The organism is Bacillus cereus (assembly GCF_025917685.1).
Classification (GTDB): domain Bacteria; phylum Bacillota; class Bacilli; order Bacillales; family Bacillaceae_G; genus Bacillus_A; species Bacillus_A cereus_AT.
The window spans coordinates 833,173-857,228 of the sequence record NZ_CP089518.1; the positions used below are offsets into that span (position 1 = coordinate 833,173).

The window sequence follows — 24,056 nt, forward strand, 5'->3', positions numbered from 1 at the left end:
TGTTTTCTTTAAAAAAAGCATTTGACGAATGAAAAGAAATACCGTATTGTTTTGTCTTGTGAATAAATGTTCACCATAACAAAACAAAAAGGAGAGTTCAAAATGAATCAACATATTGGGAATTTAATTATTCGTATCGTGTTAGGAGTTACGTTCTTTGCACACGGTTTAGCAAAGTTTCAATCAGGTATAGATAACGTAGCAGGATGGTTTACAAGCATCGGTTTACCAGGTGGTCTTGCGTATGGCGTAGCAACTGTTGAATTAGTCGGTGGTATATTATTAATTATCGGTTTAGGTGTACGATATGTAGGATTGTTATTCGCTCTTATTTTAGCTGGAGCTATCGTAAAGGTAAATGGAGCAGCAGGATTATTAGGAGATGGAAAGAATCCAGGGTATGAATTAGATCTTGCGTTATTATCAATGGGTGCGTACTTATTCGTTGTAAAAGCAGAAGGATATGTAGATCGTTTCTTAAAAGAGAAAGTAATGAAAACGAAGTAAATTTTATTTATAAATTGTTGACTTAAAGAGTTATTGTAACTATAATAGTTACAATAACTGGATTAAGAATAAAATAATTTGAATATTTTTTTACACAAGATGTAACTAATCCAGTTACATCTTGTGTAAAAAATAAATAAACGAGGGAGGAAGTACTATGCTTAAATCAAATTTAGAAATTATTCAAGGCACGTATGAAGGATCAGCTTCTTCGAATGCAAAACATTTAGCAGAAGCCCTCTCTGAAAAAGTAGAATGGACAGAGGCAAAAGGTTTCCCGTACGGCGGAACGTATATAGGTACAGAGGCTATAATGGAAAATGTATTTAGTCGTTTAGGATCAGAATGGGATGATTATAAAGCGAGTGTAAATACGTATCATGAAGTAAACGGAAAAGATGTAATTATTGCTGAAGGTGTTTATTCAGGAGTTTATAAAGAAACGGGAAAATTGTTTGAAGCAGAATTTGTTCATATATGGCAGCTTGAAAATGGAAAAATCATAAAATTTAAGCAATATGTGGATAGTTATATTGTGCGAGAAGCGATGAAGGTTTAAAATGGAATAAGGAAACAAATGGAATCGGCTGTGCGCAGGCGATTCCATTTGTTTATGTGATTATTAGGGGAATGGGGAATACATAATATGAAAAAATGGATTATAGGGACAATTACAATGATTGTAATTGCGATAGGAGCTGTATTCGGTGTTACGAAACTTCTTAATTATATAGAAAAAGAGGAGAAGAGTCTGAAAGCACAAAATGTAACGGGGCAACAAGGGAAGAAAGAAAAGGAAGAGAAGCAACAAGCTAGTGAAGATGAAATTATTTCTACCATGCATAGGATGGTACATCAAAAAGTGAAATCCTCTGAAAAATGGGGATTTATTGAAATGACAAATAAGGAAATTCGTAGTGCGAAGGAAGCAGTAGAAAGCAGTACAAATTTTAAAAATAAATCAAAGTTACTTGCTACTTTGGAGCGCTGGGAGAAAGGGGATTTTTCACAAACGGTTGAGGAGCATAACTTTTTGTGGGAAATTCAAGGTGGTGATACTGGAAAGGCAACAGAACGTTTATCGCCAGAAGAAGAAAAGAAGTATGTGAAAGAAATGAAAGGTAAATAAAAACATCGCCACTTTGGTGGCGATGTTTTTCATTAAGAATGCTTTCGCACTAAAGCTCCAGTTGGCTGCGAAGCAACGGTTTTAAAATGAGAAAATAAATAACATCCTGTCACGACGATAATTGTCCCGAAAATTTGAATCCATGTTAGTTTTTCTCCAAGGAAAATAAATGCTAAAATAGCTGTAAAAATTGGATTGAAATTTAGAAAAATGCCCGATGCAGTAGCTCCTAATTTCTGTACACCAATGTTCCAAAATACCATACAAAGGACCGTTGAAATCAATCCTGTATATAAAAGTGATGTTATGAAGGAAGAATTAATATTGGAAACAGTGAAGCTACCTATGTTAAATGGAAGCAATAAAATGACGCCAAAAATGCCAGAATATAACGTCGCCATTAGTGGTGTAACTGTTTTTGTCGCCCATTTACTACAAACAGAATAAATGCCCCAAATACAAACTGCTGCAATCATCCATAAATCGCCGCTATTAAAATGTAGTGAAAATAAAAGAGCGAAATTTCCTTTCAAAAGAACAAGGATGACCCCGGAAAATGAAAGAATCATAGAAAGAATTTGAAGTGTATTTACTTTTTCTTTTAGAAATAACACAGAAAATAATGCAATCGAAATAGCGTTCAATGTAGAAATAAGACCTACATTCGTTGCGGATGTTTTTTCTAGTGCTAAAAATTGAAAAATGTTAAAAAGAACGACTCCTGAAATTCCCATAAGTATTAACGGAAGTATTGCAGAGCGTGGTGGAATGATTTTCTTCTCTTTAAACCATACCATTGGTAATAAACAAATGATCGCAATTATCCATCTTAAACTTGTCAGTGTCATTGGAGACGCATGATCGACGAGTGATTTCCCAACGACGAAATTCCCTCCCCATAATAAGCTTGTTAATAATAGTAAAAAGACATAAAAATAAGGCACACTAAAAACCCCTTTGTTGAAATAAGAATGAACTGTAAATAATTTTAGCATTTTTCTTTATTATCTAATATATTCTTTTGTATAATGATAAAAACTCGATAAAATGTTTCGTTAGAAATCTTATTTACAGAAAAACATTCAGTTTTATATAAGTTATGAGATGTTTCTTCGAATAATCGTCGGTAAGAAAAAAGGGGGAATTTTGATGGAGTCATCTGTTATTAAGGTGTTAGATGATTTGGATATACAAATTTTAGATATACTGCAAAAGGAGTCGCAAGTAAGTAATGCGGAACTTGCACGCCGCGTTAATTTATCACCAGCTGCGATGCATGCACGAATAAAAAGATTAGATGGGGAAGGATTTATTGATAAGCAAGTCGCAATTTTAAACCAAGAAAAGCTAGGTTTTGATTTACTTTGCTTTATTTTTATGAGCACGAATATTCATCAGTATGAAAAGCTTGAAGTGTTAGAACGAGAATTAGAATCTATGCCTGAAGTGTTAGAATGTCACTGTTTAACAGGAGAGTATGATTATTTATTAAAAGTTGCGAATCGTGATCGTAAGGAACTGGAGCATTTTATTAGAAAGCTGAATAAGCTTGGTATTACACGGATACAGACGAGTTTAGCACTTCGCGAAATTAAATATTCGACGGTATTACCGATACGAAATGAAGAACCAAGCACGAAATAGAGTGCTTGGTTCTTGTTTGTGTAAAATTCAGAAAAATAATTGACGAGGAGAAAAGAGGATTGTATTATTATATAAAATTACGAATTAATATTCATTTGTTTTTATAAATATTAATGTGCTGGGTAAGGGGATATAATATGAAAATTTGTAATGCAGTTACAAGTGATGTGAAAGAGATTTATAACTTAATTGAAGTGTACGCGAAAGAGGGAGTTGTTTTGCCACGTTCTCTCTTGTCTCTTTATCAATATTTACAATGTTTATATGTCATGAAAGAAGAAGAGAATGTTATTGGAGTTGCTGGTTTACACGTATTAGGAGAGGATCTTGCAGAAGTACGATCGTTAGTAGTTTCGCATACATATGCAGGAAAAGGGATAGGACGTAAGTTAGTGAATCATGTAATGAATGAGGCGGCAAAGATAAAAGTGAACAGGGTAATCTCTTTAACATATGAAACGGAATTTTTTCAAAAGTGCGGGTTTGATTTTGTGAATAGAGAAGCATTACCAGAAAAAGTGTGGATTGATTGTAGACATTGTCCAAAAGTTGATTATTGTGATGAGGTGGCGATGATACGGTATGTTGGGTGAAATTTTTAGAGAGAAAAAAGGCCCACTATTATTTAAGAAATAGTGGGTATCTATATTTTAGTAAGGAAAGAGATGTTGTTAAGAATTTGAATTCGTTTGTCTCACTGCAAAATTAAAAATGGGATTTTTAAGCTCATAGTTATAAGTAGAACCATCGACAAGTCCTACAACTTTATCGCTATCATAAAGGTCGAGCATAAATTGTGCCATTTGTTTTGCAGTGTGGAATTTTGGTACAACATTATCGTATTGGAATTCATCAATATCAAATGAGCGTTTTGCGAACTCTGTTTCAGTTGCAGCAGGAGCTAAAACTTTTGCTTTTAATTTTGCACCTTGTTCTTTCAGTTCGTGAGATAATCCTTCTGTAAATGCACTTACATAGAATTTTGTAGCGCAATACGTAACAGCATCAGCCACAATCGTATATCCACCGCCCGATGAAACGTTAATAAGCTGTGTTCCATCAACCATTGAATAATCTCGAACGAAAAGGGAAGAGAGTATTGTTAGTGCTTCTATATTTACATGCAACATCGTTTCTATTTTATTTAAATTTTGTTCGGCAATTGAGGCGAAATTTCCAAAACCTGCGTTGTTAATCCACGTTTCAATTTGAAAAGTTTGTAGGCTTTCATAAAGTTTATAAACATTTTCAGTGACGGATAAATCAGTTCTTCGAATGACAACATCCAAATCTGGATGCATTTCGTTAATTTTTAATTTTAATCCGTCTAATTCTTCTTGTCTTCGAGCTACAAGTATTACATTTTTTCCGCGAGATGCAAAGGCTAAAGCTGCTTCATAGCCAATTCCGGAACTAGCACCAGTAATAACAGTATATTTCATATAAAATCCCCCTAAGTTCAAATTAATTTAGTATGGTTAGATTGTATTTGTTAGAGTATACTCTAAGTCAAATGTTTTTTATAAAGCAGTCAAATATATGATGGTAAATGGCAAGTGGAGGGAGTATGAGTATGTACACAATTAGTGAGGTAGCTAAATTATTAGGAGTGAGCACACATACATTACGTTATTATGAAAAAGAGAACATATTAATTGCAAATCGCGATACAAATGGGAATCGAATGTATGAAGAATCACATATAAAGTGGTTGCAGTTTGTAATGAAGTTAAAACAAACGCAAATGCCGATAGCGAAAATAAGGGAATACGCTAGATTATATACAGAAGGAGAGCACACAACGGAAGCTCGTTTACAACTTTTAGAAGATCATAAAAAATCTATTCAAACTCAAAGAGAAAACTTAGTAATTACAGAGAAGATGCTTGAAAATAAAATTATCGCATACAAGGACTCGTTAGAAAGTAAATAGCGTACAAAATATTTCGTTCTTTGTTGCATGTTGAAAAGGGAGTACAGGTCTTTGTTTTGGAGTTTATCTATGAGTATTTTATTATAATGTGCCGATAAATTAAAAAAGAGCAGTTAGCTAAAAGCAACTGCTCGATTCAAAGGGATCTCCAAGGGGGAATGGAGAAAATATTTTGTTACTACCATTATTAACAGATTATTGAGAAATATACATATGGATTTAAGAAATTTAAAATATTATTTGGTTAATAGAATCCGGGTGTTGACACTTTATCAATTGGTCATGTAGAATATTTATGAATGACATTCAGTCATTTCTATGTGAAAGGGTGTAGATAAGCAACTTTTATATGCAGTTAGCTTAATAACGGAACAAATATAAGGATAAATGAGGATGATATTGGTTTTTTAAATAGTAGTTAGCGTGAGATTATATTTTTTAACTAAAAATGACTGACGGTCAGTCAGTAGATAATAGAAGGTGAGAGATATGAAAAATAAAGCTTGGTTATATGTCATATTAACATGTATCTTTGAAATATTTTGGGTGTTCGGTTTTAATACAGCTCATACTTGGTGGCATTGGGTCATTATTGTAGGAGTTATCGCTGTTGATTTTCACTTCCTTTCTAAAGCGTGTGAACATCTTGCGACAGGGACAGTATATGCGGTGTTTGCTGGGGCTGGTACTGTAGGTACTTTCCTAATGGATGTATTCCTTTTCGGCGGCAGTTTCAGTGTAGGAAAACTATTCTTTATCGTGATGGTCGTAGCGGGCGTGATCGGTTTAAAACTGGCTGATAATAAAGAGGAAACTGTGGAAGAAACTATGGAAGGAGCTGCTTAAAAATGGGTTGGTTTTTCGTGTTTTGTGCTGCAATTAGTGAAATAGTCGGTGTGATAGGCCTTAAAATGTATAGTAAAGATAAGACGTTGACAAATGGAGCGATTTATATAGGTGGATTTGCAACTTCCTTCGCATTCTTATATACGTCTTTCTTGTTCTTACAAGTAAGTGTGGCTTATGCGGTTTGGATTGGTATTGGAACAGCAGGCGCAGTTTTATTAAATATGTTTCTGTTTGGTGAATCGAAAAGTAAGGCACGTTTGATTAGTGTAGCTCTTATCGTATGTGGAGTTACGGGATTAAAGGCTCTTTCATAAGAAATTGATATTAAAGTTGAATCTCCTAACGATTTGTTGGGAGATTTTTATTATGAAAAGTGCACTATGATTGACAGTACAGCTAGTTATTTTATAAAATGAGTGACAGTCATTCAATACGCGTGTGAAAGGGTTTAGATGATGAATAAAAAAGAAAAAATTGTCTATGCAGCTATTGAAGTGTTTCAGGAAAAGGGCGTTGAAAAAACGAAGATTTCTGATATCGTGAAATTGGCTGGCATTGCACAAGGAACTTTCTATTTATATTTTCCTTCTAAGTTATCTGTTATGCCTGCAATAGCAGAAGTGATGGTTGAGAAGATGATACTTGCAGTGAAAGAAAAAGTACAGAACGATGCACCTTTTTCAAGTAAAGTTGAGCAAGTGATAGATGCGGTATTTAACTTTATAGCTGAATATCGTGAAATACAAGCATTAATGTATGCGGGTCTTGCATCTACTGAACATATAAAAGAATGGGAAGCTGTATATGAGCCTCTTTATATATGGCTAAGCGAATTTTTAAGCGAGGCAAAAGAAGCTGGTGAAATTCGTGATTCGGTTCACGCAGAGCGAACAGCGAAGTTATTTATCGCTCTTGTTGAATCAGCAGCGGAACAAGTTTATTTATATGATCATAAAGATGATGAGCAAGTCGAGCTACAAAAGGCAGAAGTACTAGATTTTTTAACACATGCACTACATATAAAGAAATAGTGAGATGAACCTGTCTGAAAAGGTAGGTTCATTTTTGAGGAAAACTGAATGATAGTCATTCACCTAATGCGTATGTGTGTGTGGAAGGATACAGTGAAATTCTAACGAGTAGGGGGCATCTCTACTCATGATTAGCCCACAAATAGAAGGATAAAGAAAAAGCTTTTTGGGTATTATTTTTTGATAGGAATTTACGGGAAGAGGTGTTAAAAAGTGAAGAAACCGATAAAAGAACAAAAGATGGTATTGGTCATTCTTTTGAGTAATATATTTATCGCTTTTTTAGGGATTGGATTAATCATTCCGGTTATGCCATCCTTTATGAATGATATGGGTTTAACAGGGAAGACGATGGGTTATCTCGTTGCAGTTTTTGCAATGGCTCAGCTTATTACTTCACCTATTACGGGGCGCTGGGTCGACCTTTACGGTAGGAAGAAAATGATAATCATTGGATTATTTATTTTTGGTGTTTCAGAGCTTCTTTTCGGATTAGGAACAGATGTATGGATGCTCTATGCAGCGAGGGTGTTAGGCGGAATTAGTGCTGCGTTTATTATGCCTGGTGTTACGGCATATGTTGCGGATATTACATCTATTCAGGAACGTCCAAAGGCGATGGGGTACTTATCTGCGGCAATCAGCACTGGATTTATTATAGGGCCTGGAATCGGCGGGTTTATTGCAGAATACGGTATACGTGTACCTTTCTTTGTGGCGGCAGTGATTGCTTTTGTCGCATGCGTGATTTCTATATTTATTTTGAAAGAGCCGTTAACGAAAGAAGAACTTGCAGAGATTTCTGCTAATACGAAAGAATCCAGTTTTATTGGAGATTTAAAGAAATCATTAAATCCAATGTATGCAATCGCATTTATTATCGTATTTGTACTCGCATTTGGATTATCGGCATATGAAACGGTATTTAGTCTGTTTTCTGATCATAAGTTTGGTTTCGCGCCGAAAGATATTGCTGCAATTATTACAATTAGCTCAATTTTTGGGGTAGTTGTGCAAGTATTTATGTTTGGCAAATTGGTTGACATGTTCGGTGAGAAAGTATTAATTCAAATATGTTTAATTGTAGGTGCAGTTTTAGCGTTCGTTTCAACTGTAGTCTTTAATTATTGGATTGTACTTCTCGTTACTTGCTTTATTTTCTTAGCATTTGATTTACTTCGTCCAGCTTTAACGACGTTTTTATCAAAAGCAGCTGGAAAAGAGCAAGGATTCGTTGCTGGTATGAACTCAACGTATACGAGTTTAGGAAATATCGCAGGACCAGCGATGGGTGGAATATTATTTGATATAAATATTCATTATCCATATGCTTTCTCAGGAGTTGTTTTAATAGTTGGTCTCGGCATTACATTTATGTGGAGAGAGAAACAGCTAGCTGAAAGTTTTGCGAAGTAATAAAACCCCTTACGACGGTAAGGGGTTTTTGTTTTATAAACTTAATCCAAACCGCTTTAATTCAATAAAAATTCCCTCTAATTGCTTTCCTTTATCCGTTAAAGTGTACTCTACACGAGGCGGAACTTCTGGATATACTTTTCTCGTTATAATCCCTTGTGCCTCCAATTCTTTTAGTCGAAGTGATAATGTTTTCGGACTAATACCGTCCATTGATTTTTGTAAATCGCTAAAGCGTAATGTTCCTTCGATAAGAAGGTCGCGAATAATTAAAAACGTCCATTTTGTACTAATTACGTCAAGCGTTTTAGCGATAGGACAAGGTATGCCTGGTAAACCTTTCGTTAATACAACTGGATCTATATTGGTCATGAAAATAGCCTCCATAAAAAAATCGAATGAATTTGCTTTATAGTATCACAAAACTATACTTTTGGTAACTATATGAAAAAAATATCACTACTTCCATAAAGGAAGTTAATGCATATACAATAGCAATACGAAATACAAAGGGTTTGTATGAGGAGGTGGTGATTTCCATGAGTATAAAAAAGTTGTTTGGGTTCTTTAGTTTTTTTGTCATTTGTATTGTGCTTGTAGCATGTAGCGTGGAACAAAAAACTGAAATCCAGTTATTAAAAGAAATGCCGAAGCCAAAAGCAATGACAATTGATCCTTCACTAAATAAAAAGGAAGCGACAGAAATTGTGCATGCAGCGCAGCGTTTTTATGCATTTTGGGATACAGGTAAAGAGGAACTTATTCCGCAGACTGTTACTGAAAATTTTTTCGATAACACACTGCCGAAAGGGCGACCACAAGGCACTGAAGGATTAAAATTTGCGGCGCAAAATTTTCGTAAAGTCGTTCCCGATATACATTGTGAGATTGAAGATTTATTAGTTGCTGGTGATAAAGTCACAGCTCGTCTTTCTTTTACAGGAACTCATAATGATAAGAAAATCAATTTTTTTGCAATTGATATTTTACATGTGAAAGACGGCAAGATAACGGAAGATTGGCATTTAGAAGATAATCTTACGCTGAAACAACAACTTGGGTTAATAGCTGAAGAGTAAATTATATAGGGGAGAGAAAAGTGATGAAAAATATATTTATTATAAATGGACATGAAAAATACGGTACGAAAGAAGGACGATTAAATAGAACGTTAGTTGATTATATGGTAACGGTATTAAGTGAGAATCATCATGTGAAAACAACAACGATTCAAGATGGCTACAATATTAAAGAAGAACAAGATAAGTTTTTATGGGCCGATGTTGTGATTTATCAAACACCGATTTATTGGTTTAGTGTACCGGGCTTATTTAAAACGTATATGGATGAAGTATATGAATACGGTTTGTTCTTTAAAGGTGCAGATGAATACGGAACAGGTGGTTTACTAAAAGAGAAGCAGTATATGTTTTCTACAACTTGGAACGCACCTGAAAAAGCATTCGGAGATAAGACGAAGTTCTTTGAAGGAGAAAGTTTAGAATCAGCACTTAGTCATTTACATCGCGTGCAGAAGTTTCTTGGTATGAGTCCGTTAAAGAGTTTTGCTTGTTATGATGTGGTGAAGAATCCGGATATTGAGCAATATTTATTGAACTTGAAAGATCACTTAGATGGAGTAATTAAATAATAGTTTGTATCTGTATGTGGAGAAGGTACTACTAAGGATGTAGTACCTTCTCTTTCATGAAATACGTTGAAAATCTTTACTTATACAGGACTGTTTTAGTTTTTTTGATTTTATCAAATATTTAATATCAGAGATGTTATCATATGAAAGCTGAATATGATAATAGTTAATATACTCAAATAATGCAAAAACATAAACAAATAGTGCGAATGATAGCCCAGCTAAAGGTAATTGCGGAGACCAAATTGCAAAATCAATAGTAAACATAATAAGTCCTGCGATAATCAATCCGATATTTATTCTTTTTAGTACTTTTAAATATTGAATCATCCTAATAGGCGTAACAGATGTTTTCTCTTTTTTTAGTCGTTTCCACTTTACGTACCAGTACATTGTTCCTTGTAATAAGATAAATTCTAAAAGAAGAAGTGAGACCCAAAAAGAATATAGGGAATATAAATGTAACGTAGGATAAGCATAATTAAGTAAGTAACTTGTGAAAATAAAAGTAATGACTGAAAATAACTCACCTGTGTATAGATAGGAAAGTCTTTTTTCTAGGGTGCGTTTCATTGTTCGTCTCCTTTTATAAAAACTCAAACTTTAATACGTGGACGGCTGTATCCATAACTTCGCAAAATTTGCCCAACCGAATGAATCAATTGTTACATTTTTTAAAGAAGAAGGGTATGTTTTTCTTTTTAAAACGTGATAGTTAAATAAAATGATGTGTTCTGCTTGTAAAAATTCTTCGATCTCATACACCAGCTTATAGCGCTTCTCTTTATTTTCTTCTAATAAAAAAGTATCTAGCAAACAATTAATTTGTTTTTCATAGTGAGGGTCCATGAACCGATTTATGAAGCAACTTTTATTTTTAAATACATTTAAGAATGCAATTTCATGATCGGCAGCAAATACTTCTCCCATTAAAATAATATCGGCATATTTATTAATAGAACGATCCATATAATCTGAAACGAGAAATGGGTGAAGTTCTACTTGTATACCTAAACTTTTGCAACGTTCTTTTAGGAAGTTTGCATCATTTGCACTATCTTTAAATGCGAAGAAATAAATATGAACGGTTTCTCCATTATATGTACTCTGTTTTAAATACTCTTTCGCTTTTTCTAAGGAATAGGATCTTTTAGGAACTTGTCGGCTTCTCTCAGGGAAGAAGCTTGATGCAGCAATTGTTCGTCTGCCTTCTATGTTACGAAGTATCGTTTCAACGTCATATATTTCTCGCCAAGCTTTACGAAAGTAAATGTCGTGATGAGGACCAGGTTTTGTAAAGTTGAAGCTAGCATAAATACAACCTATTTCTTCTATTTGTATATCATGCCTTTCATCTTCTTCTTCATTTGGTAGTTCATAATCAGCATCTATTTGCACATGATCAGGAATACCCCAAAATTCAATACGGTCTAATAACGCGCGCTCTTTAAAATAATGGGTGAACGCTTCGAGTACGATATTGTCTTCAGAGTAATGAGCAAGTTTGAAAGGTCCAGTACCTATATAATGATGATTTTGAATACTCGCATCACGCGGCAAAATTGCTAGTTGCATGGAACTTACATAATGTAAGAAAAATAAATTTGGTTTTGCTAAATGGAATCGAATTTGCAGTGGTGATGGTGTTTCAATTTGAACAATTTCTTCTGTTAACCATTCGAAAGGGGATTGAACTTGCTTTAGTCTTTCAAATGAAAATTGTACATCTTTAGAAGTTAAAATAGTTTCGTTATGAAAATGTATATCTTTTCGTAAATAGAACGTCCACGTAAGCCCGTCTTCACTTAATTCCCACGTATGCGCAATATGTGGTTCCATTTTTCCCTTAACATTGTTATAAACGACTAATGTATCAAAAATTTGACTCGTAAGATGGCTCTCTGTAGTTACAGCTACAAAAGCGGGATCTAATGGGAATATCTTTCTTGATATAGGAATCTTTAATATGTCATACATATCATTTGAAGGCTCATAACCAAAATGCTGATGAAGTTTACCTTCAATGTTCTTGTGAAGTGCAGGAGGCAGGGGTTCTTTTAAAAGAAGAAAAACATCCTTTAATTTTTCTTGCGCTAACAGTTCATCTGTATAGGATTCAAGCGCTTCTACGAAACTATGTACAAATATAATTTCCGTTTTATTTCCGCGACCTCGCCCTGGTGTCCACTTAATTAATTGCTCCTCATTCATTTTCTTTAATAAAATCTTCACGTTTTTCGTACTGCAATATAAAACATCTGCTAATTCTTGTAAGCTATTTTGGATATGTTGTTGATCTTGTGCGTGTAGTCTTAGTCTAATGTAATAGTCCATAATTTTCATATGTATACACTTCCTTCTATGATAAAAGGGGAAACTCTTTAGAATATTCTAACCTTTTTCTTCCTCTTTTTCAAAGTAAAATGAATAAGCATAAGGGGGGGGAAACAATGGGATTTTGGAGTATGCATCGAAATATAAAAATTAGAATTATAACTTCGTTTTTAACACGTACTGTGTCCACGATGATTTTTCCATTTATGGCGATTTATTTTTCAATAAAGTTAGGTAGTGCAATTGCTGGTGCGTTACTACTTATTAATGTCATAGCTTCATTAGTAATTGGTTTATACGGTGGATATGTTGGGGACCGACTTGGACGTAAAAAGGTAATGATTATCGGTCAAAGTATACAAGTCATTTCCATTGCTTGTATGGGAGTTGCGAATTCAGATTATGTAGATTCACCGTGGTTAACATTTATCTTTATGTTAGTGAATAGTTTAGGGTCTGGACTTATGAATCCTGCGACAGAGGCGATGTTAATTGATGTGAGTACACCTGAAAATCGAAAAGTGATGTACAGCATAAACTACTGGGCGATTAACTTATCCATTGCAATTGGAGCGATATTTGGTGGATTACTATTTGAAAACTATAGATTACAACTGTTTATCGTATTAACAGTGGTTGCGGTTATTACTTTATATGTGATGGCTGTATATATAGAAGAAGTGTATGTAGCACGAAAAACAGCAGAAAAGAAAAATATATTAAAAGATATGGCAGAAAGTTATAAAGTTGTGATGAAAGATAGAGCGTTTTTAATTTTTTGTGCAGCAAGTATATGTACATTATCTTTAGAGTTTCAAATTAATAATTATTTAGGAGTACGTTTGCAGAAGGAATTTGAAACGGTACACTTTTTCTTCGGTAATGGTGTTACGTTTGATTTAACAGGTATTCGCATGCTGAGCTGGATTTCAGCAGAGAATACAATTTTAGTTGTGTTATGTTCAGCTCTTCTTATTAAAATGCTGAAACGCTTCAACGATTTGAAAATTTTATATGTAGGTTTATTCATTTATACAATTGGATTTACAATACTCGGAACGAGCAATAGCTTATGGATTTTATTAATTGCAGGGCTTTTCCAAACGGTAGGCGAGATGATGTATGTGCCGGTTCGTCAATCTATAATGGCGGACATGGTACCAAATGAGGCAAGAGGTTCATATATGGCAATCAATGGAATGGTCTTTCAATTGGCGAAAATGAACGGTGCATTAGGAGTTATGTTAGGTTCGTTTATTGCATCTTGGGGCATGAGTGCTCTGTACTTTATCGTTGGTATGAGCAGTATTTTATTATTTATGAAGGCGATAGGGAAAGAAAAGTATGAGGATGAAAGGGAGGTTTCTCAGATTGGATGAAACTATATAAAAAGCGAGCCAGTTATACTGGGACTCGCTTTTTATATAATTTTAAAAATCGATCAACTTCAGCTAAATCTAGGTCGGCATTAGGGTTTGTTAATAAATTGTTCAGTTCACCTACTTCTGAGAAAGCGATACAGAGTAAAAACATCTTACTCAAAAAATATTTTGAATAAGATGTTTTTAACTATTTAAGCAGATATTTTACTAAAAGGGATTAATATACTACCTACAAACATTTCATATGTAATTTTCGTTCATGTGTTTTTGCTATTTAATTCTTATTTACAGCTAGCTGATTTGCAGTGTTTTTTTGAATTTTTGTTACAGAATAAATAGCAGAAATAAGGGCTAAAACAACCATAATACCACCAATCCATGTATTGGTAGTAACAGGATAATGATTTACTAGTATTCCCCCTAGTCCAGAACCTAAGGCAACTCCCAGATGTAGGAATGAGGTGTTTAATCCTAATTGAATATCAGAGGAATCAGGAGCAGCTTGTACGAGATAACTTTGTACAGACGGACTAAGCATCCATACTAACGCCCCCCAGAACAATACATCAATAAATAAACTAATTAATGAATTTGTAGCAAGTGGAAGTAAAAATATAGAGATTGCTAATAAAACAAGAGCTATTGGAATTGTTTTCGCTCCTCCAAATTTATCAGATGTCCATCCTCCGATCCAACCACCTGTTATACTAGCTATACCAAATATGAGTAATACTAGACTAATCATATTTACAGACAATCCCATTGTGGCTTGTAAAAACGGAGTGAAATATGTATAGACTGTAAAATGACCTGTTAACTCCAAAACTGATATAAGCTGTATCATTATAATTTTGGGGCTTTTTAGTGTTGCTAATTGCTCAAGTAAAGGGACAGGCGGCTGAGGTTGCACTGTCGGTAAAAATTTGATAATACCTAAAGTAGCTATAATACTAAGGAGTGCAACTAATACAAATGTCATTCTCCATCCAAAATTCTCTCCTATTAAAGTTCCTAGAGGTACTCCAAAAACCAAAGAAGCACTTAGACCCATGAAAATAAGACCTATAGCACGACCTCTTAAATTAGGTGAAACAGTACTTGCTGCCAGTGTAATAGATAAAACAACAACAATTGAACAGCTTGCGGCAAGAATTATTCTTGCTACTAATAACATTGCAAAGTTGGTGCTTAATATGGATAAAACATTACCTAAAAAGAAAATAGACATGGAAATAATTAATAGTTTCCGTCGTTCTATTTTGGCGGTCAATGCAATTAAAATGGGAGAGCCAAAAGCGAAAACTAAAGAAAAAATAGAAATTAACTGACCAACCGCCCCTACTGAAACATGTAGATCTTGAGCAATCATATCTAATATACCTGCAATGACTAACTCCACTGTCCCAGCTACAAATGTAGCTAGAGCTAAAATGAAAATTCCTTTGTTCATCATGAATTCCTCCTAATATATAAATGAATTACAATGGAATAGTAACACTTATAGTTCACTCTAATGCAAATAGTATTTTGAAAATACTATCTGCGTAATTGCAGCGTCTAAATAGGAGCGCATGATTTGAAAGTAGCATTTGGCTACGTTCAGAATGGAAGTGAAATTCCTAATATATTAATATAATTTTAAAGAAAGTTTTACTATTTGTTTAAAAATTTGACTGAACCAATCGAAATAGGAACAAGATAACTTATGAAGGAATTTATGAATCTTTGGAGACAAAGGATTTCTATAAGCCTATAGAGGTAGAAAGGTTTTAACTAACTATAAAAACAGTGGAAATAGTCCATTCAATAGTAGTTAATACGGATTTATTATTTTTATAAAAGTGGAATCATGATATAATTTCCATATGGAAAAATATGAAAAAAAACTATCGATTCAAAGCATCTCTTCAATTACTGGTCTTAGTTCTTATACACTTCGTTATTATGAAAAGATTGGTCTTTTATGCACTGTGAATAGAGATGAAAATGGATATCGGTGTTACACAGAAACTGATATTTCATGTATTGATTTTCTGGTGAAGTTACGTAAAACTAAGATGTCTATCGATGATATGAAAAAGTTTGTAGAACTAAGAAGACAAGGTGAATCTACAATAAGTGAACGAAGAGAGCTATTAGAGGCTCATCAAAAAAAAGTGCTTCAGCAAATTAAAGAGCTTGAGATTGATTTCACAAAGATTAATGAAAAAGTTGACTACTATAAAAAAATGGAGGGTGAAAAATAAATTTAAAAAAGATCCTCTTGTATGAGACCTAATATAAGAAGGTCTTTTTTTTTGCATAATAATTTCTTATTACATGGTTTATAACTATAAATTATTTCCTTATTGCCTTAGAGGGTACTCTAATCGGTATACTTTTACTGTATATGATATATGGAGGAGGATGACGTATGAAATATAGAACAATTGGATCTTTACGTGTTTCAGCTCTGGGGCTAGGTTGTATGGGAATGTCAGAATACTATGGTTATCAAAATGAAGAGAAATCAATTGAAACTCTTAATCATGCTTTAAATCTTGGCGTGAATTTTTTTGATTCAGCAGATCAATATGGGTTAGGAAAAAATGAAGAATTAATAGGGCGCGTTTTGAAAGAGTCGAGGCAGAATATTCATATCGCTACTAAATTCGGTTTTGTCAGAAATGAATCTGGGGCAGTACTGGGGATAAACGGAAGTCCTGAATATGTAAAAAAAGCTTGTGAATCCAGCTTGAAACGTTTGGGAACAGACTATATTGATCTTTATTATTTGCATCGAGTAGATCCTAGTGTTCCCATCGAAGAGACTGTTGGTGCTATGAAGCGATTAGTAGATGAGGGGAAAGTTCGGCATATTGGGCTTTCAGAGGCTTCCGCTCAAACAATTATGCGTGCGCAAAAAGTGCATCCTATAGCAGCGCTACAAACAGAATACTCACTATGGAGTAGGGATATAGAAGAAGGAATTTTACCACTTTGCCGTGAGCTAAATATTGCGATAGTCCCTTATAGTCCTTTAGGACGTGGATTTTTATCTGGGAAAATTAAATCTATTAATACTCTAGTAGAAAATGATTATAGAAGGAATACACCGCGTTTCCAAGATGAGAATTTTAATCATAATCGTTCGCTGGTAAATAAATTAGAAGATTTAGCCCACCAATTAAATGTTAGTACTTCGCAACTTGCTTTAGCATGGTTATTAGCTAATGGAGAAGATATTATTCCAATACCTGGAACGAAGAAAGCTCAATATTTAGAAGAGAATATGGCCGCAATAGATATTGAATTGACTAAGGATATCAAAGATTTTATAGAGAAAGTCATCCCAAGGGATGTAGTGATAGGAGAGCGCTATCCTATAAGTTCTATGAAATTATTAGACGAGTGAAAGAAGTGAAGAAAGTCGGAAATTCGGAAAAATATGTATGTTTTAAGCGTTACACAATTTTTAGTCATGTCTGCATTTAGCTATTTATGAAGGCAATAAGTCAAGAGAAGTACGACGAAGAAGAAGATATTCCTCATAGCGGATAAAAACTATATGAAAAGCGAACCAGCTATACTGGGACTCACTTTTCATATGGCCTCTAAAACGGATCAACTTCAGCTAAGTCAGGATTGGCATTCGGGCTTGTTAAAAGATTTTTTAGTTCACCTACTTCTGAGAGAGCGACGAGGATATAACCACTAATAAGGACGATGAGTCCGATGACACGTAATGTTTGCAATTTAATGTCGCGGCTATTTTCTTCTGAGTTGTTTTGGGGCGTTGAAGGTGGATTGTTATTCATAATATGGCTCCCATCTTTTTTATTTATCCCGCTATTTGCGGGCAGTAAGACTCCCACCACAAATTTCGGCGAATGCGAGGAAATTAGGTGGGAGATAATTGCCCGTAAATGCCTTCACTTTATATGTGCGAAATCAATATTTAACGTATGGATAGGAATTATATAGTCATTTTCACTATATGAGAACTGCCTATGAAGAGTGAATAGAAATTTTAGGACAAAAAAAGAGGCTGTGATGTGCAGCCTCTTTTCTCGTTAAAATGAAGAAATCCGTTTCTTCGTTTTTGGTACAATAATAAATTTGATCCAGAGTAACCCGATAATCAGAATGATAAGGCTATGTAAAAATTGTACGGTAGCAATGAGTATAACACTTGAAAATACAATGAGTTGAATGCTTAGTAATATAAAGATTAAGCGAAGAAATTGATTCATTCGTTTTTCAGTATCAATTGGATATAATGCTACAATAATATTTCCCGAAAAATATTTCCACAGGGAACGTAGCTGCATAGAAATCATATATAGGACGATATATGCGATGGCGCCTTTTACGTATATGTTTGGTATAAAATATAAGGCGAAGGCACCAATCAATCCTAAGCGAATATATATACCGAAATAATCATTCCCACGTAAAAACGCTAGTGTATGTAAATAGAAGAAAGTTGCTCGTTTTTTATGTAATAAAGGTTCAATCCAATTTGTAAGCCATTTTCTTTTATTTACTTGCTTATTCAGTTGCGGAACATCGGTGAAAATGCTAGCAAATTGATAAAAACGAACGTCCATTTTTTCTTCTTGCTCGATTATGTAATCCCACGGTATTCGTTTTGTAGGCTGTTTTTTCGTATATAGAAGCAGGAAAGCAAGTAGTAAGAGTAATCCGCCCAATATGAGAACATTTGCTGAGTAAAACAGCATGTAAATGATTAGGGCGTTACAAGTAATACGAATAATGAACCATATGTTTCTTTCATAACTATCACGCCACATCCAATGTATGTACATATTCCAAGCTTTCGTAATCATTAAAACGATAAAGATTGTACATAAGAAAGATACCGTTACTTGTAATGATTGCAGGGCAAGTGGAACGAGAATCAGGAACGTAAATAATAATGGAAAAAGCTGAATGATGTAATTATATAGAAGAGATTTTTTAAAATAAGATGTTAATTTCTCTTCTAATGCAAGCAAATAGACAGCATCAGGTTTTTGAATAAATGTACGGATCGGGCATCTTGTTATAATGAATGTCAGTACAATGGTGATGAGTAGTAAAGATATTCCTTTAGAAGGAGATGTTTTTAGAAACTGAGCATAGTAGTATGCGCCAACGCATGAAATAAAGATAAAGCTATATAGTAAACCGTTAATCATACGTGCAAAGTATGTAATGATATTTTGCATATGTTGTTGGAAGCGACTGCTCCATAGTGATTCGATTGACATGTTTTTCACCTCTTTGTTCTATTATATATGTTTTATAAAAGAAAAAACGAGCAAATTGCGTTATGCAACTTGCTCGTTTTTCTTTTCGTTATTTTTTTTCTGATCACGATTCATTAATGGATAGAAAGCAAATCCGATTACGAACAAACCAATTCCGAGAAGGAATGTTTTTATATCGGATGCGCCGGTTTTAATAACCCATAGTGCGTAGCAAAGTGCGATCACTGCGACTATACCATCTGTAATTCTTGCCCGCATTTCATTTTTATATGTTTCACCAGTTGCGACTAGTTTTAACTGGAAGATTGGTGAAACGAGATATGGAATGAGGTAGGCCAGTGTTGATACGGTAATAACGAATGTATAAGCTTCCGCAATTGTTCCTGATAGTGTTGAGAATAAGAACACTTGCGACATAATGTTTGTTAGTCGTAATGAGTAAATTGGGCTTCCTTTTTTATTTGTTTTTGTGAAGAAGGAAGGGAAGAAACCTTCTTTTGCTGCTTGATAAGGTACTTCTGAGCTTAATAAAATCCAGCCTAATATTGAACCGAATAGGGAAGTAAGAGCAAGTAATGCCATAAGTTTCCCACCACCGTGACCCATTGCAGCGTTTAATGCATCTGCTAATGGACGTTCAGAAGCTTGTAATTTATCAACGTGAAGTACACCCATTGTTAAAATTGTAATTCCTAAATAAATTGCAACTGTTATTAATAAACCGGCAACAGTCGCACGTTTTACCGTTTTGGGAGAAGTAGCTCGGTTTGATAAAAGAACGGCGGATTCAATCCCAATAAATGCCCAAAGCGTTGTAAGAGCCGCTAAATTCACTTGTGAAAGGAGACCGTGTGATACGCCTTCTTTATCGATCATCGGTGTGTACCATTGTCCAAACTTTGAAGCTTCGAACGCAAATAACGTAACGACAATGAATAGAAGGAATCCAGTTACTTTCGTTGTTGTTGCTAAGAAGTTTAGTTTCCCAGCTCCGCTTACACCGTTTGTTAATATTAAATGAGTTCCCCAAAGTAAGACGGAACAAATAGTAAATGTAATGAGCTTTCCAACTTCTATATCGAACGAGCCGATTGAAAACAATAGTCGCGTATCTTTCATAATCGGGAAGAAGAGTGATAAATATCCCGCGAAAGATGTAATGATGGCAACGTTACTTGCCCAGTTTGCAACCCAATATCCCCATACCATGCTGAAACCAGCCATTTTCTTTCTTTTTGGTGTTGAGAATAAAGCATATGCATGACTTTGTGGTCCTGTCGTTAAATCAGGACGACGAATTGCTAAATTACCGAAAACAAGAGCTAGCATTAAAACACCAAACCCTGTTGTTAACCAAGCTAAAGTGACACCGAGAGGGCTAGCTGTTTGTGCTAACGTACTTGGCACCATGAAAATACCAGCGCCAACCATGTTACCGACAACGAAAGCTGTTAGTACCCAAAAGCCCCATTTTTTTTGTTGCATAGAAAATACCTCCAAAGTTAGTATAACCAAGTCAAGCGAGGAGATATGTATGTCTTCCTGATAAGGAAGAGAAGGTCCAAACAAAACAAAAAAAGCACGTAATTTGCCGCTACATGCTTTCTATCTTATAAGAAACCCACGACATACCTCTCGATAGCTCTCCACAAACGAAACGTTTGTGACAGTTCTGCACTTATTAAATGCAGACCCAGCAAGCGTGCATGGTGGACACGACTTACTTCGGCAATCATTCCTTTCTCATTCCTTCATCAATGCCACTACATCTCCTGAAATGATACTCTTAATGACTGCAACCTCTACCTCACCGAGATACGAATGAGGATTTAAATATTAAATTAACGTATTTAAGAGTAACAAATGTATTTTTATACGTCAATGGATATGGTAATAATCAGATTATAGAGAAGAGTTCGTTATTGAGGGATTGGAGGGTTTGAGACGGATTCATTGAATAAATTCCAATAGGGAATTTACTTTTAATGGGAATGGGGATTATTTAAATGATACGTGCTTATAGTAGCAAAAAGGATAGAATCGGTATGTTAAATTTAATAAAAAGTCTGGGGACAGAAGAAGAGATAGGTTCTTTAGATGATATTGTATCGAATTCCACGCATTTTCTTTTATATAACCAAAATGGGATTGAAGGATTCGCGTATTCATCCTTTTATACAAATAGTAATGGAGAGTCTATTGGTCAAATAAGTGTATATGTGGAACCTGGTTCTCGTTTGAAAGGTATTGGTTCTGCCTTATATGAGGAAATAGAGGAATGTATTTCTGAAATGAAACCGAATTTTGTGTGTACCTATATGAAAGTTGAATCAGAAAATTGTATTTGTTTTGCTAAGAAAATGGGATTTGAAAGATGGTGGGGATCGCTTGAATTGATATATAAGGGAGGGAGTTTTCCTGAAACCGATCTCAAATTTATTAAGTATGAAGATAAATTTTTTAACCAGTTTGTAACAATGGTACAGGAATGTTATTACGAATTGCATGAAAGGAATGATATGAAGCCTTATCTTGCTCCAGAAGATAGTATAAAAAAATACAAATTGAACAATGAAAGTAATGTGTATGTGGTTTTTAAAAATGAACAGTTGGTTGCATCAGTTACAGTAGGGGAAGGGACAATAGAGAATTTAATGGTTGCACAAAGTCAGCAAGGAAATGGATATGGACGTAACGCCTTGCAATTTGGGATGAACAAGTTGTTAGAAGTTGGGTACGAAGATATTAGACTCTGTTATATAGAAGGAAATGAAAGTGCTGAGAGGTTATACAAATCTGTAGGGTTTAAGCCGCTTCATAATACGCAGGTGTATCAGAAATTTAAAAAGCAGCTGACCTAAATATTAGATCAGCTGCTGAATATAAGATTAAACTAAGTTTAATACAGTTACTTTTTCACGTGTCATAGACTCAAGGCTCTTACGAATACCTTGTGCGCCCATACCTGAACCTTTTACACCGATGAATGGGAAGTGGTCAGGTCCGCGCTCTGTGCGTCCGTTAATTTGAACAGAACCAGTTTCGATTTTGTTAGCAATTGCAAATGCTTTGTTAATGTCTTTTGTGAAGACACTTGCTTGCAAGCCGAACTCTGATTTGTTAGCAATTTCAATTGCTTGCTCATCTGAAGAAACACGGATGATTGGAAGGATTGGGCCAAATGGCTCTTCCCAAGCAACTTTCATTTCTTCTGTTACGTGGTCGATTAATGTTGGGTAAATTAGGTTACGCTCACGTTTGTTACCGATAACGATTGTAGCACCTTTTTTAACAGCGTCGTCAACTAAACCTTGAACGAAGTCAGCAGATTTATCGTCGATTAATGGAACGATTGTGCTGTCTTGTTCTGGAGATCCAACTGATAGTTCAGCTACTTGCGCTTTTACTAAGTCAACAAGCTCGTCCGCTACGTTTTCGTGTACAAGTACACGTTTAATAGCTGTACAACGTTGACCAGAGTAAGAGAATGCACCGCTTACGATATGGTTTGCAGCATCTTGTAAGTCAGCATCTTCACGAACGATACCAGGGTCTTTACCACCAAGTTCTAGTACAAGTGGAATCATTGCAGCTTTTTTCGCTAAATGTTTACCTGTGTTTGTACCACCTGTGAACGATACCATATTGATACCTTCGTGTTCTACTAAGTAGTCACCAATTACAGAACCGCGTCCTGTAGCTACATTTACAAGACCTTTTGGAAGGCCAGCTTTATGAAGTGCTTCAACCATTTTAATACCGCTAATTGCACCTTGAGTTGCTGGTTTGAAAATAACAGCGTTACCCATAATTAATGCTGGTGCAAGTTTTGCAGCAGATAAGTTTACTGGGTAGTTAAATGGTGCGATTGCTAATACAACACCAAGTGGTGCGCGTTGGATGATCGCAAGTTTAGATTTCGTTCCACCAGGGAAGCTATCACCCATCATGCTTTCTCCGTGTATATGTAAAGCTTCTTCGATAGTATAACGAATGAAGTCAGCTGTACGAACAACTTCTTTCTTCGCATCTTTATATCCTTTACCGACTTCTTTCATAATGATATCGGCAATTTCATCTTGCATATTTACGAGCTCATCAGCCCATTTATATAAATATTTTGCGCGATCTTGTAGAGAAGCTTCAGCCCATGATTTTTGAGCTTCTTTTGCAGACGCAATTGCTTCATCTACTTCTCCGCGAGTAATTGCTTGTACTTGACCAATTACTTCGTGTAAGTATGGAGATGGAATTTCGATTGTTTGACCTGAAGAGCTTTCTCTCCATTCTCCGTTTAAATAAAATTTGTACGTATTGCTAGTTGTCATGATTAGTCCTCCTAAAATAGCAACTTGTAAGAGTGAGTATAAGGTGATTGTAGGGGGTTTGATAACATTTTTCAAATGAAATGTTTGTGAAAACGATTTCTTATTCTTTTTTTATTTTGTATGCCCTTTCTTACAGAAGATTCTCTTATTTCAAACTGAATTATAAAGTAGAATGCATCACTTTCATTTTTTGTGATAAAAGATTATTTTATTCTAAAGCGAAAAAACAATTGACAGAATACTCAATAAAGTTGTAAGATTATAAATGGAAAATAAATGAAGGGGGTGTGCGTAATGATTGTAATCGTAAATGTAATGGGCTTAGCTGTATTAAACGGCGGAAAACATTCATATTATTACGCAACCCGTGCGGATATATAGGACTTTTTTGTCTTATGAGAAGCGTACGTTGCGTATATCGTAACGTACGCTTCTATGCATTTTTGTGCATATCGTCAAGCGACGGTATGCTTTTTTTTGTCCAATTTGCTTGTTTCCATACTTTGTATGGTTACTATAAAACTGAAATTTGGAAGGTGGAAAAATGTGATGAGATTGTATGGGTTACGAAATGTAAATGTGATGGGTTTGGATAGCGGA

The 24,056-nt window shown here is 34.8% G+C and carries 26 protein-coding genes and 1 riboswitch; of the genes, 16 read left to right on the forward strand and 10 right to left on the reverse strand.

The genetic code is table 11. The features are described 5' to 3' along the window. Positions 1-102 precede the first annotated feature (102 nt). From LUS72_RS04240 to LUS72_RS04250, 3 genes are all read left to right on the forward strand, one after another. On the forward strand, positions 103-507 hold the full coding sequence (locus LUS72_RS04240) for a DoxX family protein (protein ID WP_001071547.1): 405 nt from the start codon (positions 103-105) through the stop codon (positions 505-507). Between the two features lie 157 nt (positions 508-664). Next, a complete protein-coding gene (locus LUS72_RS04245; protein ID WP_097831265.1) occupies positions 665-1,066 on the forward strand; it encodes a nuclear transport factor 2 family protein in 402 nt (133 codons plus the stop codon). An 87-nt stretch (positions 1,067-1,153) separates the two neighbouring features. Next, positions 1,154-1,636, forward strand: coding sequence for a PRK06770 family protein (locus LUS72_RS04250; protein ID WP_097831264.1), 483 nt, complete (start codon positions 1,154-1,156; stop codon positions 1,634-1,636). Between the two features lie 32 nt (positions 1,637-1,668). Here the strand turns inward: LUS72_RS04250 and LUS72_RS04255 are convergent, their stop codons facing one another. After that, a complete protein-coding gene (locus tag LUS72_RS04255) occupies positions 1,669-2,580 on the reverse strand; it encodes a DMT family transporter (RefSeq protein ID WP_097831263.1) in 912 nt (303 codons plus the stop codon). Between the two features lie 205 nt (positions 2,581-2,785). On the opposite strand from LUS72_RS04255, the gene LUS72_RS04260 reads away from it, so the two are divergent. Together LUS72_RS04260 and LUS72_RS04265 are read left to right on the forward strand one after the other, a co-directional pair. Further along, the gene (locus LUS72_RS04260) at positions 2,786-3,280 is read left to right on the forward strand and encodes an Lrp/AsnC family transcriptional regulator (RefSeq protein ID WP_002170527.1); all 495 of its coding nucleotides are present in this window, start codon (positions 2,786-2,788) and stop codon (positions 3,278-3,280) included. A 137-nt stretch (positions 3,281-3,417) separates the two neighbouring features. Continuing rightward, positions 3,418-3,873: an N-acetyltransferase gene (locus tag LUS72_RS04265; RefSeq protein ID WP_097831262.1), complete on the forward strand. Its 456-nt coding sequence runs from the start codon at positions 3,418-3,420 to the stop codon at positions 3,871-3,873. 78 nt (positions 3,874-3,951) lie between these two features. Here the strand turns inward: LUS72_RS04265 and LUS72_RS04270 are convergent, their stop codons facing one another. Then, positions 3,952-4,722 carry an SDR family NAD(P)-dependent oxidoreductase gene (locus LUS72_RS04270; RefSeq protein ID WP_097831261.1) on the reverse strand — a complete coding sequence of 257 codons (771 nt, stop codon included), beginning with the start codon at positions 4,720-4,722 and terminating at the stop codon, positions 3,952-3,954. A gap of 131 nt (positions 4,723-4,853) precedes the next feature. Here LUS72_RS04270 and LUS72_RS04275 point away from each other — a divergent pair, with 131 nt between their 5' ends. The 5 genes from LUS72_RS04275 to LUS72_RS04295 all read left to right on the forward strand — a co-directional run bounded on the left by LUS72_RS04275 (position 4,854) and on the right by LUS72_RS04295 (position 8,509). Next, a complete protein-coding gene (locus tag LUS72_RS04275; RefSeq protein WP_097831260.1) occupies positions 4,854-5,213 on the forward strand; it encodes a MerR family transcriptional regulator in 360 nt (119 codons plus the stop codon). A 489-nt stretch (positions 5,214-5,702) separates the two neighbouring features. Next, on the forward strand, positions 5,703-6,059 hold the full coding sequence (locus LUS72_RS04280) for a DMT family transporter (RefSeq protein ID WP_071747843.1): 357 nt from the start codon (positions 5,703-5,705) through the stop codon (positions 6,057-6,059). A 2-nt stretch (positions 6,060-6,061) separates the two neighbouring features. Then, complete coding sequence (locus LUS72_RS04285) at positions 6,062-6,376, forward strand: DMT family transporter (RefSeq protein ID WP_097809534.1); 315 nt, start codon at positions 6,062-6,064, stop codon at positions 6,374-6,376. 138 nt (positions 6,377-6,514) lie between these two features. Beyond that, a complete protein-coding gene (locus LUS72_RS04290; protein WP_071747845.1) occupies positions 6,515-7,093 on the forward strand; it encodes a TetR/AcrR family transcriptional regulator in 579 nt (192 codons plus the stop codon). A gap of 213 nt (positions 7,094-7,306) precedes the next feature. After that, the gene (locus tag LUS72_RS04295) at positions 7,307-8,509 is read left to right on the forward strand and encodes an MFS transporter (RefSeq protein WP_097831259.1); all 1,203 of its coding nucleotides are present in this window, start codon (positions 7,307-7,309) and stop codon (positions 8,507-8,509) included. A 33-nt stretch (positions 8,510-8,542) separates the two neighbouring features. On the opposite strand, the gene LUS72_RS04300 is transcribed toward LUS72_RS04295, so the two are convergent. Further along, positions 8,543-8,881 carry a winged helix-turn-helix transcriptional regulator gene (locus tag LUS72_RS04300; RefSeq protein WP_000181684.1) on the reverse strand — a complete coding sequence of 113 codons (339 nt, stop codon included), beginning with the start codon at positions 8,879-8,881 and terminating at the stop codon, positions 8,543-8,545. A gap of 167 nt (positions 8,882-9,048) precedes the next feature. On the opposite strand from LUS72_RS04300, the gene LUS72_RS04305 reads away from it, so the two are divergent. Further along, positions 9,049-9,588, forward strand: a complete 540-nt coding sequence (locus LUS72_RS04305) for an ester cyclase (protein ID WP_097831258.1) — start codon at positions 9,049-9,051, stop codon at positions 9,586-9,588. Between the two features lie 23 nt (positions 9,589-9,611). Further along, positions 9,612-10,160, forward strand: coding sequence for an NAD(P)H-dependent oxidoreductase (locus LUS72_RS04310; RefSeq protein ID WP_097831337.1), 549 nt, complete (start codon positions 9,612-9,614; stop codon positions 10,158-10,160). Between the two features lie 54 nt (positions 10,161-10,214). On the opposite strand, the gene LUS72_RS04315 is transcribed toward LUS72_RS04310, so the two are convergent. Then, entirely contained in the window at positions 10,215-10,733 is a 519-nt protein-coding gene (locus LUS72_RS04315) for a general stress protein (protein ID WP_097831257.1), read from the reverse strand. Between the two features lie 30 nt (positions 10,734-10,763). Then, entirely contained in the window at positions 10,764-12,503 is a 1,740-nt protein-coding gene (locus tag LUS72_RS04320) for an SgrR family transcriptional regulator (protein WP_097831256.1), read from the reverse strand. 107 nt (positions 12,504-12,610) lie between these two features. On the opposite strand from LUS72_RS04320, the gene LUS72_RS04325 reads away from it, so the two are divergent. Further along, on the forward strand, positions 12,611-13,873 hold the full coding sequence (locus LUS72_RS04325; RefSeq protein ID WP_097831255.1) for an MDR family MFS transporter: 1,263 nt from the start codon (positions 12,611-12,613) through the stop codon (positions 13,871-13,873). Between the two features lie 277 nt (positions 13,874-14,150). Here LUS72_RS04325 and LUS72_RS04330 read toward each other — a convergent pair whose 3' ends face one another. Further along, positions 14,151-15,326, reverse strand: coding sequence for an MFS transporter (locus LUS72_RS04330; RefSeq protein ID WP_097831253.1), 1,176 nt, complete (start codon positions 15,324-15,326; stop codon positions 14,151-14,153). A gap of 415 nt (positions 15,327-15,741) precedes the next feature. Here LUS72_RS04330 and LUS72_RS04335 point away from each other — a divergent pair, with 415 nt between their 5' ends. Together LUS72_RS04335 and LUS72_RS04340 are read left to right on the forward strand one after the other, a co-directional pair. Next, positions 15,742-16,122: a MerR family transcriptional regulator gene (locus tag LUS72_RS04335; RefSeq protein ID WP_097831252.1), complete on the forward strand. Its 381-nt coding sequence runs from the start codon at positions 15,742-15,744 to the stop codon at positions 16,120-16,122. 167 nt (positions 16,123-16,289) lie between these two features. Continuing rightward, on the forward strand, positions 16,290-17,270 hold the full coding sequence (locus tag LUS72_RS04340; RefSeq protein ID WP_097831251.1) for an aldo/keto reductase: 981 nt from the start codon (positions 16,290-16,292) through the stop codon (positions 17,268-17,270). 199 nt (positions 17,271-17,469) lie between these two features. Here LUS72_RS04340 and LUS72_RS04345 read toward each other — a convergent pair whose 3' ends face one another. The 3 genes from LUS72_RS04345 to LUS72_RS04355 form a co-directional block, all read right to left on the reverse strand. After that, positions 17,470-17,673 carry a hypothetical protein gene (locus LUS72_RS04345; protein WP_097831250.1) on the reverse strand — a complete coding sequence of 68 codons (204 nt, stop codon included), beginning with the start codon at positions 17,671-17,673 and terminating at the stop codon, positions 17,470-17,472. 255 nt (positions 17,674-17,928) lie between these two features. Then, positions 17,929-19,128 (reverse strand): ABC transporter permease, encoded by a 1,200-nt coding sequence (locus LUS72_RS04350; protein WP_097831249.1) that lies wholly within the window; start codon positions 19,126-19,128, stop codon positions 17,929-17,931. Positions 19,129-19,188: 60 nt separating this feature from the next. Continuing rightward, positions 19,189-20,613, reverse strand: coding sequence for an amino acid permease (locus tag LUS72_RS04355; protein ID WP_097831248.1), 1,425 nt, complete (start codon positions 20,611-20,613; stop codon positions 19,189-19,191). Positions 20,614-20,759: 146 nt separating this feature from the next. After that, a riboswitch (Lysine riboswitch) is annotated at positions 20,760-20,941 on the reverse strand. A gap of 193 nt (positions 20,942-21,134) precedes the next feature. Here LUS72_RS04355 and LUS72_RS04360 point away from each other — a divergent pair. Continuing rightward, positions 21,135-21,989 carry a GNAT family N-acetyltransferase gene (locus tag LUS72_RS04360; protein ID WP_097831247.1) on the forward strand — a complete coding sequence of 285 codons (855 nt, stop codon included), beginning with the start codon at positions 21,135-21,137 and terminating at the stop codon, positions 21,987-21,989. Between the two features lie 27 nt (positions 21,990-22,016). Here LUS72_RS04360 and gapN read toward each other — a convergent pair whose 3' ends face one another. Next, positions 22,017-23,456 carry an NADP-dependent glyceraldehyde-3-phosphate dehydrogenase gene (gapN, locus tag LUS72_RS04365; RefSeq protein ID WP_098362014.1) on the reverse strand — a complete coding sequence of 480 codons (1,440 nt, stop codon included), beginning with the start codon at positions 23,454-23,456 and terminating at the stop codon, positions 22,017-22,019. Positions 23,457-24,056 lie beyond the last annotated feature (600 nt).